The organism is Pseudoalteromonas sp. APC 3694, assembly GCF_030407565.1.
Taxonomy (GTDB): domain Bacteria; phylum Pseudomonadota; class Gammaproteobacteria; order Enterobacterales; family Alteromonadaceae; genus Pseudoalteromonas; species Pseudoalteromonas tetraodonis.
This window is the reverse complement of the sequence record NZ_JASDDE010000081.1, coordinates 1-14,523: the sequence shown is the minus strand read 5'-3', so window position 1 is coordinate 14,523 and position 14,523 is coordinate 1. Positions and strand designations below refer to the sequence as shown.

General features: G+C 40.9%; 12 protein-coding genes. 5 read left to right on the top strand and 7 right to left on the bottom strand.

The window, feature by feature from the left end:
• Positions 1–402: 402 nt before the first annotated feature.
• Entirely contained in the window at positions 403–642 is a 240-nt protein-coding gene (locus QMA00_RS17525; RefSeq protein ID WP_290158239.1) for a hypothetical protein, read from the bottom strand.
• A gap of 668 nt (positions 643–1,310) precedes the next feature.
• Between QMA00_RS17525 and QMA00_RS17520 the strand changes: the two genes are divergently transcribed.
• Positions 1,311–2,114 (top strand): amino acid ABC transporter substrate-binding protein, encoded by an 804-nt coding sequence (locus QMA00_RS17520; protein ID WP_290158237.1) that lies wholly within the window; start codon positions 1,311–1,313, stop codon positions 2,112–2,114.
• A gap of 25 nt (positions 2,115–2,139) precedes the next feature.
• Here QMA00_RS17520 and QMA00_RS17515 read toward each other — a convergent pair whose 3' ends face one another.
• A complete protein-coding gene (locus tag QMA00_RS17515) occupies positions 2,140–3,063 on the bottom strand; it encodes a hypothetical protein (RefSeq protein ID WP_262977252.1) in 924 nt (307 codons plus the stop codon).
• Between the two features lie 352 nt (positions 3,064–3,415).
• On the opposite strand from QMA00_RS17515, the gene QMA00_RS17510 reads away from it, so the two are divergent.
• Together QMA00_RS17510 and QMA00_RS17505 are read left to right on the top strand one after the other, a co-directional pair.
• Positions 3,416–3,667, top strand: a complete 252-nt coding sequence (locus QMA00_RS17510; RefSeq protein ID WP_290158233.1) for a hypothetical protein — start codon at positions 3,416–3,418, stop codon at positions 3,665–3,667.
• A 163-nt stretch (positions 3,668–3,830) separates the two neighbouring features.
• The gene (locus tag QMA00_RS17505; protein WP_290158231.1) at positions 3,831–4,019 is read left to right on the top strand and encodes a hypothetical protein; all 189 of its coding nucleotides are present in this window, start codon (positions 3,831–3,833) and stop codon (positions 4,017–4,019) included.
• Positions 4,020–4,088: 69 nt separating this feature from the next.
• On the opposite strand, the gene prpF is transcribed toward QMA00_RS17505, so the two are convergent.
• The 5 genes from prpF to QMA00_RS17480 form a co-directional block, all read right to left on the bottom strand.
• Complete coding sequence (prpF, locus tag QMA00_RS17500; RefSeq protein WP_290158229.1) at positions 4,089–5,261, bottom strand: 2-methylaconitate cis-trans isomerase PrpF; 1,173 nt, start codon at positions 5,259–5,261, stop codon at positions 4,089–4,091.
• Positions 5,262–5,273: 12 nt separating this feature from the next.
• Complete coding sequence (gene acnD / locus QMA00_RS17495) at positions 5,274–7,883, bottom strand: Fe/S-dependent 2-methylisocitrate dehydratase AcnD (protein WP_290158226.1); 2,610 nt, start codon at positions 7,881–7,883, stop codon at positions 5,274–5,276.
• A 113-nt stretch (positions 7,884–7,996) separates the two neighbouring features.
• Positions 7,997–9,124, bottom strand: coding sequence for a 2-methylcitrate synthase (gene prpC / locus QMA00_RS17490; protein ID WP_290158224.1), 1,128 nt, complete (start codon positions 9,122–9,124; stop codon positions 7,997–7,999).
• Positions 9,125–9,148: 24 nt separating this feature from the next.
• A complete protein-coding gene (gene prpB, locus QMA00_RS17485) occupies positions 9,149–10,027 on the bottom strand; it encodes a methylisocitrate lyase (protein ID WP_013464731.1) in 879 nt (292 codons plus the stop codon).
• Positions 10,028–10,363: 336 nt separating this feature from the next.
• Positions 10,364–11,077, bottom strand: a complete 714-nt coding sequence (locus tag QMA00_RS17480; RefSeq protein ID WP_290158222.1) for a GntR family transcriptional regulator — start codon at positions 11,075–11,077, stop codon at positions 10,364–10,366.
• Between the two features lie 264 nt (positions 11,078–11,341).
• Here QMA00_RS17480 and rsmF point away from each other — a divergent pair, with 264 nt between their 5' ends.
• Both rsmF and QMA00_RS17470 read left to right on the top strand, forming a co-directional pair.
• Positions 11,342–12,781 (top strand): 16S rRNA (cytosine(1407)-C(5))-methyltransferase RsmF, encoded by a 1,440-nt coding sequence (gene rsmF, locus QMA00_RS17475; protein WP_290158241.1) that lies wholly within the window; start codon positions 11,342–11,344, stop codon positions 12,779–12,781.
• 1,042 nt (positions 12,782–13,823) lie between these two features.
• Positions 13,824–14,195 (top strand): GxxExxY protein, encoded by a 372-nt coding sequence (locus tag QMA00_RS17470; RefSeq protein ID WP_138570616.1) that lies wholly within the window; start codon positions 13,824–13,826, stop codon positions 14,193–14,195.
• Positions 14,196–14,523 lie beyond the last annotated feature (328 nt).

The following is a 14,523-nucleotide window of genomic DNA, read 5'->3' as shown; positions in this document are numbered from 1 at the left end:
AGCACTACCTTGACATGGTAGGGGTCGGTGGTTCGAATCCACTCAGTCGTACCAATTCAAAAAGAACGTAGGTCGGTTAAGTGGCGAAGCCGCGCCACCCGACATGGGTGAAACACCCGACATTAGGTAACATTCCAATACCAAACGCCACCCAACATAAAGCAAGGCCTGTACCGGTAATAACCAATACCAACATCGTCGGATGACACCTCCGAATTATCCAACATCGTCGGATGACGCCTTCGAATTATCCAACATCGTCGGATGACGCCTTCGAATTATCCAACATCGTCGGATGACGCCTTTGAATTATCCAACATCGTCGGATGACGCCTCCGGCTTATCCAACCTACGTTCATTATTGGTAACGTATTGGAAACACCCGACATAAAATATATTATATTATTCCCTACACCAATTACGGCTGTACATTCCTGATGCGACCGCTTTATGAAAGCTTGAATAAGGCCAATCAACCACCCGTTCAACCAAACCATGTTTAAGCGGATTAAAATGCACATAATTTACATGGTGCCAATAATCACGTTCATCAACAATGGTATGCTCCCAAAAACGGCGTTGCCAAATCCCTCGTTCATTTTTATTAACGCGTGCGAGTGATAAATATTCGTTTTTAGGCAAGCCTTTAGAAAAACGTTTTTAATTTCGCGCCAACGGCCAGAATAATCGCTATCACCTTTGGGTAAAGTTAACACTGCATGTATATGATCAGGCAACACCACCCACGCATCAATATAAAATGGTTTATGCATTTTTACCCAGCGTACAGTTTCACGCAATAAATCAATATGCTCAACCAATAATGACTCTTTACGATCCTGCAAATTAACCGTAAAAAAATACGTTCCTCCCGGTTGATAATTTCGACGATATCTCACAAAAAATCTCCTTATAATAAACGGCTAATACCTCTGGGTTATTCAATATCGTAGGATAACGCCTTTGAATTATCCAACATCGTCGGATGACGCCTCCGAATTATCCAACATCGTCGGATGACGCCTCCGGCTTATCCAACCTACGTTAATTGTTGGGAACGTAGGTCGGTTAAGTGGCGAAGCCGCGCCACCCGACATTGTGTAACCTACCACCATCAAGCAACGCCCAACATCAAAAAACATACCAAGAAAAAGCGCACACGCTCTAAACTTCCTTAATAAATATCAGGTAACATCCATTTAATCACGTTGCAAAGTCAGAATTTATTGCTTAAAAATTAATACTATGTTAACAAGTAGGCTATCTTATAAGATGAAATATCAGAAAGTATTCTAGGAAAGGATTTACCTGTGAAGTCTGCCGCACTCATTACATTACTATTGCTATTTATTTTTGCTGGGCAAGTTCAAGCTAAAACCCTAATCAAAGTGGGTGGCTATGAATTTCCTCCCTACATAGAGATTGTTGACGGCCGTGCTTCAGGTTTCACCGTAGAGCTAATTGCTGAGCTTAATAAAATACAATCTGACTATCATTTTGAGCTTGTGCTCACCACACCTATTCGGCGCTTTAAAGATTATCAGCAAGGTTTTCGGCGCTTTAAAGATTATCAGCAAGGTTTGTTCGATGCGGTATTTTTTGAAGATCCAAACTGGGGGTGGCTGCAAGGCAACCATATAATCAGTAACTCCCCTGTGATGGCAACAGACAGCGAAGTATTTATTGCTTTAAAGCAATTTGCAAAGTCACAAGCTTGGTTTGATAACTTAGACGATAAAACCCTCATTGGGATTTTAGGCTATCACTATCAGCTAGCAAACTTTGAAAACAATCCATCAATACTTGAAAACGAATATAAAATGATGTTACTGAGCAGTCATAAAAAAAGTATTGAATTAGTATTAAAAAAACGCAGCGATATGGCGATTGTTACCCGTTCTTACTTAAATCAATACCTCAATAAATACCCAGAAAGTAAAAAAAAGCTGCTTATCTCTGAACGCGTCGCGCAAACCTATAAACACCAATTATTAATTCGCCCTACACACCAACTTAATGTAAACACACTTTATAAAATAGTAAAAAAAACACTTGCACAAAATACCCTAGCAACCAAATTAAAAATACTTGGCCTACAACAACATGATATTTAGTGGTGCTGCTTTAATACTTAATAACTTAATGGCAATAACTAGAAAATTTGCTATTTTCATCGTGTGTCGCAAACTCAACTAAAGTCATCAATAAATCACTGTGTTTATGGGTAAAACCAGTACTAGAAAGGCGTTTTTCTAAATAGGACGTAAAGTTTTTTCGTTGCAGGTGTTGGCTATGTAATTTTATTAACAGCTCTGATTGCTTTTGGTTAATTAACCGCGTCTCGTAAATCGGGTCTTCATCTGGCCAATTTTCTACAGGCGAGCCCTTTTGCTTAAACACAAAATCACTAAGTGAACGCTCGATTTGATTATAATCTTGCTCCCCTAGCAGTTTTTCTATTTCCTTTAATAAGCTTGAGTACAAAACACGCGGGAAAAGCTTGTAAAAATCATGATTTTTAAAGGGCTCTCCTTGTGGAGTTTGCTGCCAATTTTCAAAACTTGCTCGCAAAGCCTGGACTAATATACGTCCTACATAATGGCTTTTTTGGAATGAGACTCCTTGCGATTCTAGCTTTGAAAGTACGTGATTTAAACGTTGCTTTAAGCTACGTACTTCTACTTGCAGCTCGCTTTTTTCTGTCTCTAATAATTGTATTTCTTGAGCACTGGTTGTTATTTTTTGCTCTAGTATATTTATTTTAACTTGCGCGCCATAAAACAAATCACGGGTATCATTTAGCTCAGCCATAACACTGGCATTTTTTAATTTAATACTCGAATTCCCCTCAATAGCATAAGTAGTAAGCTGTTTGCTCTGAGAGAATGCTTTATTTAAAGTACTTTCTAACTTACTCTCAATAATTTGCCCAGACTTACTGCCTTTAAGTAAAGAATGTAAAGTTGAAGAAATATGCTTTTGGTACCAATTTTGGATCTGCTCACACTGTACATCAGATAAATTAGCAAATGGATTGTCTTCACTTATTGGCTTGTTAGCCATAAAAATTCCCTCTAGTAAAAAAGACTTTTAGTTGTTATGTCGTTTTAAAGTGAAATTACTTACCTTTGCATGTTAATAGCTATCGCTTTTTAAGGCTATATTTAATTGTTCTAGAAGAACCTCACTATTTAAGTTGTTTATTCCAAATAACGCACTAAACTTAAAATTAAAGATAAAATGCATTACCCTCATGAGAATATTTTTAATCGCTGCCTTAGTGCTATCATTTTTCACTTACGCACAACCTGCGCCAGTAACCTATACGGTCGACAATAAAAACATCACGCTTCCCGGATAGAAATACAAAAGCGGCTATGGTGTACATATAGAGTTTTACCCTTGGACGCGTGCCGTGCGTGAAGCTGAATTAGGTAAAGCTGATATTTTATTTCCTGAGTATTTTATTAGTGACGATGTAATGTCAGAAAACACTTTAACCAAAACACGTAATCCGTTATTGGCGTTATCTGAGACCATTCCTAGTGGCGACTTATCATTTGTAGCACTTAAAGATCACAGCATAGATTACGATGGCAGTATTGAGTCTGTAAAAAAAACAGGGTTATGGGGGTGGTACGCTCATATGCAAATAGTAAATAATTAGATGAACTTATTGAACAAGGCGAAATAAAAACCATCGTTGCTAACAGTGAGTATCAGCTTATTCATTTGCTTTTAAATGGTCGGGTTGAGCTTATTGTTGCCGACTTAGAAGTGCTAAAAGCCAGTATTTATAAATCACTATTATCAGCTAGAGAAAAAAGAGGATGCTTAGTGCGCTAGTTGCATTAACGCCAAGCATAGAATACAAAGCCCTGTGTTATGAAATCAGTAAAAGTACGCCTAATTGGCAATTTATCTTAGATGATATCAACGCAGAAATAGCGATTATGCGTGCAAATAATGAATTTGAGCGCTTTATAAAAAATAACAGTGTTATAACCTTGGATAATTAACGATTTATTTTAAACGACATGGTAACTATAAAGCTGATGCTCTCAAAGCCATCAGCTATTATATAATGTTTAAAAATCAAATGGCGCTCTTACCCAGCCTTCCATTAATACACGTGCGCTGCGGCTCATACTCGCTTTAGTCACTTGCCATTGGCCATTTGTAACAACCGCCTCGGCACCTACTTTAAGTGTGCCCGATGGATGACCAAAGTTAACCTCGTTAATAGCACCGCCACCAGCGGCCAAATTAACTAATGTTCCGTCAATTGCGGCTGCTGTGCCAATAGCGACAGCGGCTGTGCCCATCATCGCATGGTGTAACTTACCCATTGACATTGCACGTACTAACAAATCTATATCGCTTGCATTAACCTGCTTACCACTTGATGATTTGTAATTAAGCGGTGCAGCCACAAACGCCACTTTAGGTGTGTGTTGGCGTGCTTGTGCTTCATTAATAGTATTAATTAGTCCCATTTTTACCGCGCCATAGGCACGAATGGTTTCAAGCTTAGTGAGTGCGGCTTCATCAGCGTTTATATCATCTTGTAGCTCAGTACCGGAATAACCAATATCGCTGGCATTTACAAAAATAGTCGGGATACCTGCGTTGATCATAGTTGCTTTTAATGTCCCCACACCTGGTACTTCTAAATCATCAACCACATTGCCTGTTGGAAATAGCGCACCATCACCATCAGCAGGGTCAATAAATTCAAGCTTTACTTCAGCGGCAGGAAACGTCACACCATCTAACTCAAAGTCACCGGTTTCTTGTACTGCACCGTTGGTCATGGGTACATGCACTAAAATACTTTTTTTAATGTTCGCCTGCCATACGCGCACAATAGCAATGCCATTATCCGGTACGCGAGATTTATCAACTAAACCATTGCTGATGGCAAACGCGCCCACGGCAGAGGTTAAGTTTCCGCAGTTACCACTCCAATCAACAAACGCTTTATCAATGGCGACTTGACCAAATAAATAATCAACATCGTGATCGGGCTGTTCACTCTTACTCAAAATAACCGTTTTACTGGTACTTGAGGTTGCTCCGCCCATGCCGTCGGTTTGTTTACCGTATGCATCTGGGCTACCAATAACGCGCAATAATAAGCTATCGCGCGCCGCACCTGCCACTTGGGCAGGTGCGGGTAAATCGGTTAAATTAAAAAAAACCCCTTTACTCGTGCCACCACGCATATAGGTCGCAGGCACTTTAATTTGTGGTTTAAACATAAACGTGTGTCCTTATGATGCTTGCGTGGCTTCTAAAAAGTCTTGCGCAAAGCGTTGTAACACACCGCCTGCCGCGTAAATAGAGAGCTCTTCTTGCGTATCTAGTCGACATTTCATTGGTACGTTTAATACCTCGCCATTTTTACGCGTAATAACAAGCTCTAGGGTTGCACCTGGTGTTGGTTCGCCCTTCACGTCGTAGCTTTCGCTACCATCTAGATTAAGTGTTTTACGCGTTGTGCCTGGTTTAAATTCAAGCGGCAATACGCCCATACCAATTAAGTTAGTACGGTGAATACGTTCAAACCCTTCGGCTGCAATAACCTGAACACCAGCAAGCCTAACGCCTTTTGCTGCCCAATCGCGCGAAGAGCCTTGGCCATAATCAGCACCTGCCACAATAATGAGTGGCTGTTTACGCTGCATGTAGGTTTCGATTGCTTCCCACATGCGTGTGTTTTCACCTTCTGGCTCTATACGTGCGTACGAACCTTGCTTCACTTCTCCGTTTTCATCTAATACCATTTCGTTCAATAGTTTAGGGTTTGCAAATGTAGCTCGTTGTGCGGTTAAGTGATCGCCTCGGTGAGTGGCGTATGAGTTAAAGTCTTCTTCTGGTACGTTCATTTTAGTTAAGTATTCACCTGCCGCGCTGCTTGCCATAATCGCATTAGAAGGTGATAAATGATCGGTTGTAATGTTATCGCCAAGTACTGCTAACGCGCGCATACCTGTCATACTGCGCTCACCAGCCAAAGCCCCTTCCCAATAAGGTGGGCGGCGAATATATGTACTTTCTGGGCGCCAATCGTAAAGTGGGTCGTTATCTTCGCCGTAATCAACAGTTAAGTTAAACATTGGCTCGTATACTTTTCTAAACTGCTCAGGCTTAACACTTTGCTTGATCACTGCATCTATTTCTTCATCAGATGGCCATAAATCTTTTAAGGTTACATCGTTACCTTGCTGATCTTTACCAAGGATATCTTTTTCTATATCAAAACGGATGGTCCCGGCAATTGCATAAGCAACTACAAGCGGTGGAGACGCTAAAAACGCTTGCTTAGCATACGGATGAATTCGGCCATCAAAGTTACGGTTGCCCGAAAGCACAGCCGTAGCGTATAGGTCGCGGTCAATCACTTCTTGTTGAATTTTAGGGTCCAACGCACCACTCATGCCGTTACAGGTAGTACAGGCAAAACCCACAATACCAAAACCGAGTTGCTCTAGCTCTGGTAATAATTTTGCATCTTCAAGGTACGACTGCACCGCTTTTGAACCCGGTGCCAGGGATGTTTTAACCCACGGTTTACGCATTAAACCTTTTGCATTCGCGTTTCTCGCTAATAAACCTGCAGCAATTACATTACGTGGGTTACTGGTATTCGTACAGCTAGTAATAGCGGCAATAATACACGCGCCATCTGGCATTAAGCCCTCTTCGTTTTCAACAACGCCCGAAATACCTTCTTTAGCTAAATCGCTAGTTGATACACGACGATGCGGATTTGAAGGCCCTGCAATGTTGCGCCCTACGCTTGATAAATCAAACTTAAGTACACGATCGTAATGCGCTGTTTTTAAGCTATCACTCCATAAACCTGCTGTTTTAGCGTAGTTTTCTACTAGTGCAATTTGATCTTCATCACGGCCTGTTAAACGCAAGTAATCAATAGTTTTATCGTCAATGTAGAACATAGCCGCGGTTGCGCCAAATTCTGGGGTCATGTTCGAAATGGTGGCTCTATCGCCAAGGGTTAGTGCATCAGCCCCTTCACCGTAAAACTCAAGGTAAGTCGATACCACACGTTGCTCACGTAAAAATTCGGTAATCGCCAGTACAATATCGGTTGCAGTTATGCCAGGCTGGCGTTTACCGGTAAGCTCTACGCCCACTATATCTGGTAAACGAATATATGATGCGCGTCCTAGCATTACGCTTTCGGCTTCAAGGCCACCTACACCAACAGCAATAACACCTAAAGCATCAACATGTGGGGTATGGCTGTCTGTTCCCACTAAAGTATCTGGGAAGGCAATACCGTCACGGTTTTGAATAACCGGCGACATTTTTTCAAGGTTAATTTGATGCATGATGCCATTACCCGGTGGGATCACATCAATATTTTTAAACGCGGTTTTGGTCCAATTTATAAAATGAAAACGGTCATCGTTGCGTCTATCTTCAATGGCGCGGTTTTTTTCAAATGCATCGGGATCAAAACCTGCGTGCTCAACAGCTAATGAATGATCCACAATCAGTTGAGTAGGTACAACCGGATTTACTTTTGCCGGATCGCCGCCTTTTGCAGCAATAGCATCACGCAGGCCCGCTAAATCAACCAGTGCGGTTTGGCCTAAAATGTCATGACATACAACGCGTGCCGGATACCACGGAAAATCTAAGTCTTGTTTACGCTCAATAATTTGGCTAAGCGCATCGGTTAGCATTTCGGGCTCACAGCGACGCACTAAGTTTTCGGCAAATATACGCGAACTGTAAGGTAGTGTAGCGTATGCGCCTGGCTTAATGGCATCGACGGCGGCTTGGGTATCGTAGTAATCAACATTTGAGCCTGGTAAAGGCTTACGGTATTGGGTGTTATTAATAATGGTCATAATAAATTCGCTAATTTGGTGACGGAGGAGAGTACGCTAAAGCGCTATAATGAGTAATCATCAGCGCTATAAACAATAAAAGGTGAGCTAGGCTCACCTTAAACGCTAACTAATTAGCCTCTTGATTCGATTGGCGTGTAGCTACGCGCATCTGGCCCGGTGTAATCAGCACTTGGGCGAATAATACGGTTATTTGCACGTTGCTCTTTTACATGCGCTGTCCAACCGGTTACACGGCTCATTACAAAGATAGGCGTAAATAACTTAGTAGGAATACCCATAAAGTGGTACGCCGATGCATGGAAAAAATCGGCATTACAGAATAACTTCTTCTCACGCCACATAACTTCTTCACAGCGAACTGATACTGGGTAAAGCACATCGTCACCCACTTCTGCGGCTAATTTTTCAGACCACTTTTTAATAATCACATTGCGTGGATCTGACTCGCGGTAAATAGCGTGGCCAAAACCCATAATTTTATCTTTACGCTCAAGCATGCCCATTAGCGCGTCTTCAGCTTGATCAGCACTTGTAAAGCTTTCAATCATATCCATTGCCGCTTCATTAGCACCACCATGCAGTGGACCACGTAAGGTACCAATTGCACCAGTTACACAAGAATGGATATCTGAAAGCGTTGATGCACATACGCGACCGGTAAAGGTAGAGGCATTAAATTCATGCTCTGCGTACAAAATTAGTGATACATTCATCACTTGTGCAAATAATTCACTTGGCGCTTTATCGTGTAATAGCGTTAAAAAGTGTGCGCCTACTGAATCATCATCAGTTTGGGTTTCAATGCGAACACCGTCATGAGTAAAACGATACCAGTAACAAATAATACTTGGGAAAATTGCCACCATGCGGTCAATCGCATCGTTTGCTTCGCTAAAGTCATTTTCCATTTCAAGGTTACCTAGCATAGAGCAACCAGTACGCATTACATCCATTGGGTGCGCGTCTTTAGGAATGTTCTCAAGTACTGTTTTTAGTGATTCAGGTAAACCACGTAAGCTCTTAAGTTTAGCTTTGTACTCTGCCAGTTCGCTTGATGTTGGTAGCTCGCCGCGTGAAAGTAAAAACGACACTTCTTCAAACTGCGCTTTTTCAGCCAGTTCGCTAATGTCGTAACCACAGTAAGTTAAACCTGAGCCTGTTTGCCCTACTGTACATAATGCGGTTTGTCCTGCTACTTGGCCACGTAAGCCTGCGCCACCTAATGCTTTATCTACCATGATGTGTCTCCTGTTGAATTTTTATTATTTGTCAGATTTTGCTGAAAAAAGGTTATCGAGCGTGTTTTCGTACGAGTGATAATCTAAAAAGTCGTAAAGCTCTGCACGCGTTTGCATGTTTTCAATTTGGCTTTGTTGCGACCCTTCATTCAAAATAGCCGAGTACACATTAAGTGCAGCTTTGTTCATTGCTCTAAATGCACTTAATGGGTAAAGCACCATTTCTACGCCCACATCGCTTAATTGCTCTTTGGTGTAAATTGGGGTTTGGCCAAACTCGGTAATGTTGGCCAAAATAGGCACATTAATCGCCTTAGTAAATGCTTGGTAATCAGCAAGATCATGAACCGCTTCTGCAAAAATCGCATCGGCACCAGCTTCAACACAAGCTGCTGCACGGTCTATCGCCGCATTTAAGCCTTCTTTTTGAAACGCATCGGTACGCGCCATAATGTAAAAATCGCTATCGGTTTTAGCATCAACCGCCGCTTTAATTCGGTCTACCATTTCAGCTTGGGTAACTATTTCTTTATTAGGGCGATGGCCACAACGCTTTTGCGCCACTTGGTCTTCAATATGAAAGCCTGCTGCCCCCGCTTTAGTCATTTCTTTAACGGTACGGGCAATATTAAACGCCCCACCCCAACCTGTGTCGGCATCCACTAACAAAGGTAAATCGCTAGCACCGGTAATACGGCGAATATCTTCAAGCACGTTATCAAGGCTGGTCATCCCTAAATCTGGCATACCAAATGAGGCATTAGCCACACCTGCACCCGATAAATAAATAGCCTGATGGCCCATTTTTTCAGCCATCATCGCGGTGTACGCGTTAATAGTACCTACCACTTGTAACGGGTGGTTATTTGCAATTGCCTGTTTAAATTTTAATCCTGCTGACATTACCTTCTCCTAACTTTGAACGGGGCTGCTCTTTGGCAACTTAGTATTTTTTAATAATGTTACATCTGTATTAGGGTCTATTGACCTTTCAAAATTTAATTTGCAGCAGCCTGTTTGGTATTTAGGCAAGGCAGAGCCTATGTGGTGTGGTTATTCCACATAAATAGGCGATAACGCAGCATCAATACTAAACAGGCGCTGCCCTTCGGGTTCTGCCTAGGAGCGATTTACTCTTTGTTGCTCGGTTTTGACTTAGCCCACTAGGTTACAAACCTCGCGCCGTGATTAAACCGCTCCTAGTTTGAACAAATTATAATCCGCAAAGGTCAACAGACCCTAGTTAACCATTTCATTTTGAGTGGCTTGTACTGATTGATATCTATCAAATTTTGTTTGTATATTTGCTTGTGATGCACTGATATGGCGCTTCATTAGCATTTCGGCCAGCTCACCATCATGATTTTCTATGGCGTTAATAATGGCTAAATGCTCATCAAACGCTTTCGATACCCGCGGCCCTACCATACCCATTTGTACACGGTACATTCTTATTAACTGGTACAGATCGTGGCATAACAAATGAATTAAGTGCGCGTTTTTACTGCCTTTGATTATTCTGTAATGAAAATCTAAGTCGCCGGCTTCTTGATAGTACGACTCACCTTCTTTAACACGCTGAGTTTGCAAATGCTGATTAAGTAATTGTTTCAAGCCTTGTACTTCATCTGGTTCCATATTGTCGGCAGCTAACCTACATGCAAGTCCCTCAAGGGCACTGCGCACTTGGTAAACCTCAATTAAACGCTCTGCGGTTAATGCCACAACACGGCAACCTATATTGGCTTTGCGCTCAACTAAATAACAACTTTCTAAACGGTTTAATGCCTCTCTAAGCGTTGCACGGCTTACACCATAACGCTTTGCAAGTTCCGGCTCTGATATTTTACTGCCTTGTGCAATACTGCCTTCTACTATCTCGCGGCGCATATCTACAAACACTTTATCGGAAGCGGTTGTAACTGCGGTGTCGTTCAAAAAGTGCTGTGTCATAAAGTTTTTTATATTGTCGACAATTTATGGGTTAACTATGTGCTTATTAACCTACAGTGTCAACCCTGAAAACACTAAAAATGAATAAAAAACCACCACATTGTCGACAGCATTAGCTAAAAGTATAATAAAAAATAGTATTTAAGCCGTTTTACTGAATAAGGTGTCGACACTTTGAAAGGGTTACTCTTTCATTTTTAACACTGAAAAAAATCGTCAAAAATGCTATTATCTGGCTTTAATTTTTATTGTATGAGCCAAATCGTGGACGCTAACACTTATATTCCAGAGCAATTTATAGACGACGTAAAAACTTATCTGCCTGATCACCTTACATTAGATGATTTTTTAAATGCCTGTCGTCGGTCTTTACGTAAGTCTGTTCGCGTTAATACATTAAAAATGAGTGTTGAAGAATTTAAGCAACAAGCGGCTAAAAAAAATTGGCAACTTACCGCCATTCCTTGGTGTGACGAAGGGTTTTGGTTAGAGCGCCCAAACGATGAAGAGCAAAACCTAGCGCTGGGCAATACCGATTTACACTTAAGCGGGGCTATGTACGTGCAAGAGGCAAGCTCAATGTTGCCGCCAATGGCACTAAAGCAAAGCCTACAAACCAGTAACACAGTGCTCGATATGGCCTCGGCACCGGGCTCTAAAACCTCACAACTTGCCGCGTTAATGAACAATCAAGGCGTGCTTGTGGCCAATGAGCTGTCGTCATCACGTTTAAAAGTACTCAGTGCCACGCTAAAGCGTATGGGTGTAGGTAACTGCGCGCTATCACATTTTGATGGTGTGGTATTTGGCAATTACATGTTTGAGTGCTTCGACAGCATTTTACTTGATGCGCCCTGCTCTGGCGAAGGCACGGTACGTAAAGATAGCGACGCGCTAAAAAATTGGTCTATCGAGTCAAATATTACCATTGCCCAAGTACAAAAAGATCTGATTAAAAGTGCGTTTTATGCACTTAAACCCGGTGGCACATTAGTGTATTCAACCTGTACGTTAACCCCTCTCGAAAACCAGCAAGTATGCAGCGCATTATTAGATGAGTTTGGCGAATATATAAGCCCTGAGCCATTAAGCGATTTATTCCCAGGGGCTGATAAAGCCACCACCGCAGAGGGTTACTTACATGTTTGGCCGCAAACGTTCGACAGCGAAGGTTTTTTTATTGCCAAATTTAAAAAGCACAGCAGCTGCGAAAACCAAAACATTAAAGTGAAAAAAGGGGCATTCCCGTTTAACCAATTTGACAGTAAACAGCAAAGTGCGTTTATGAGCTCTCTCAAAAAGCAATTTGGTTTAACAAGCCTGCCAGGTACGTTAAAACAACGCGACAAAGAGCTTTGGCTGTTTCCTGATGAATTTGAAGCGATACAAAACAAAATTAAATATGCGCGATTAGGTATTCAGGTAGGCGTTATTCATAAAAATGGCGTACGCCTAACGCACGAATTTGCCACCGTATTTGGTAAGCAGTGTAAAAGTAATGTACTGGCATTAACCAATGAACAGGCTAACGATTACTTTAATGGTAAAGATATACGCCTAGAAGAGGTAACCAAATCCAGCGGCGAGGTGATCCTAACTTTATGTGGTTGCCCTATTGGCTTAGGGAAATGGCAAAAAAATAAAGTTAAAAACTCTTTACCAAGAGATTTAGTACAAAATACGCAGTTAATAAACTGGGCGTAAACTCTAACTTAAATGTAACAAAGGTGTGTATAACAAATGTAACTTGCTGTAATTACAGCAGTATAAAAAACGAACAAAAATGTGTATTTTTAGCACTTTTGACTATACTTAAATAACTTTCTTCTTCTCCCTAAGAATCTGAAAGTGTCTTTAGTTAGCGCAGGGCTCACATATGAGCCCCTCTATATCCCAGAGTCCCTTATAGCTCTGGGTCTTTTTTTGTCTACGGTCTAGGCGAAAGTTAACGAGCTTCGGGGATCGGGTTACGAGCTTAATCCCGAAACTTGCCCTAGCACTACAATTAGATCTTTAAGAGAAATTATGCACAAAGAGGTTATGAGACGCTACGCTTTTAGAGATAGTGTCAAAACAATTAATCACTTCGGTTAGTGGCTTTGGTTTCTCATTTACTTCTCATTCGCTTCTCTCAGTGCAATAAGATCTTTAAGAAAATTATGCACAAAGAGGGCTAAGAGACGCTGCGCTTTTAGAGGTAGTGACAACATAATTAGTACTTAGGTTAATGGCTTTGGTTTCTCATTTACTTCTCATTCGCTTCTCTCAGTGCAATAAGATCTTTAAGAAAATTATGCACAAAGAGGGCTAAGAGACGCTGCGCTTTAGAGGAAGTGATAAAAACAGAAAGCTTTCATTAATAAGGGGCTTAATCGTTAGTGTTTACTCATTTACTTCTCATTCGATTCTTTCAGTGCAATTAGATCATTAAATAATTTATGCACAGAGAGGGCTAAGAGACGCTGCGCTTTTAGAGGTAGTAACAAAATAATTAGTCACTTAGCTTAGTGGCTTTATTTTCTCATTTACTTCTCATTCTCTTCTCTCAGTTCAATTAGATCATTAAAGAATTTATGCACAGAGAGGGCTAAGAGACGCTGCGCTTTTAAAGGAAGTGACAAAACAATTAATCACTTGGGTTAGTGGCTTTGGTTTCTAATTTAATAAACTATAATCAGGTTATAACGTTAGTTAAGCCTGAAACAAAGCAACTAATTCTTAAAGTTGCTATTGAATGAGGATAATCATGCACATTGACGAGTTAACACAAATAGTTATTGGCTGCGCTATAGAGGTACACAAAACCTTAGGCCCTGGCTTATTGGAGTCAAGCTATGAATCTTGTTTAATGTATGAGTTATGTCAGGCTGGGTTATTTATTAAAAATCAAGTTGAACTACCAATAATTTACAAGGAACAATATATTGCAACAGGCTATAAATTGGACATTTTATTACCAAATGAATTAATAATTGAACTGAAGGCCGTTGATAAACTACAACCTATTCACTCAGCGCAGTTGATTACATATATGAAGCTATCAAATATAAATACGGGCTTACTAATTAACTTTAATACACTAAAGTTGGTTGATGGTATCAAGCGCTTTAATTTATGATTTTTCAATCAACTTGATAGTTAATATTCTCTTAAGTGAAGATGCACAAAGAGGATTAAGAGGCGCTGCGCTTTTAGAGGTAGTGACAAAATAATTATTCAATTGGATTAGGGCTTTGGTTTCTCATTTACTACTCATTCCCTTCTCTCATTGCAATTAAATCTAAGTAAATCATACACAAAGAGGGCTAAGAGACGCTGCGCTTTTAGAGGTAGTAACAAAATAATTAGTACTTAGGTTAGTGGCTTTGGTTTCTCATTTACTACTCATTCCCTTCTCTCAGTGCAATAAGATCTTTAAGAAAATTATGCACAAAGAGGGCTAAGAG

Bases quoted from the DNA above. Each gene is read 5' to 3' on its own strand.
- QMA00_RS17515 (WP_262977252.1), bottom strand. From the start codon at position 3,063: ATGGCTAACAAGCCAATAAGTGAAGACAATCCATTTGCTAATTTATCT.
- QMA00_RS17505 (WP_290158231.1), top strand. From the start codon at position 3,831: ATGCTTAGTGCGCTAGTTGCATTAACGCCAAGCATAGAATACAAAGCC.
- prpF (WP_290158229.1), bottom strand. From the start codon at position 5,261: ATGTTTAAACCACAAATTAAAGTGCCTGCGACCTATATGCGTGGTGGC.
- acnD (WP_290158226.1), bottom strand. From the start codon at position 7,883: ATGACCATTATTAATAACACCCAATACCGTAAGCCTTTACCAGGCTCA.
- prpC (WP_290158224.1), bottom strand. From the start codon at position 9,124: ATGGTAGATAAAGCATTAGGTGGCGCAGGCTTACGTGGCCAAGTAGCA.
- prpB (WP_013464731.1), bottom strand. From the start codon at position 10,027: ATGTCAGCAGGATTAAAATTTAAACAGGCAATTGCAAATAACCACCCG.
- QMA00_RS17480 (WP_290158222.1), bottom strand. From the start codon at position 11,077: ATGACACAGCACTTTTTGAACGACACCGCAGTTACAACCGCTTCCGAT.
- QMA00_RS17470 (WP_138570616.1), top strand. From the start codon at position 13,824: ATGCACATTGACGAGTTAACACAAATAGTTATTGGCTGCGCTATAGAG.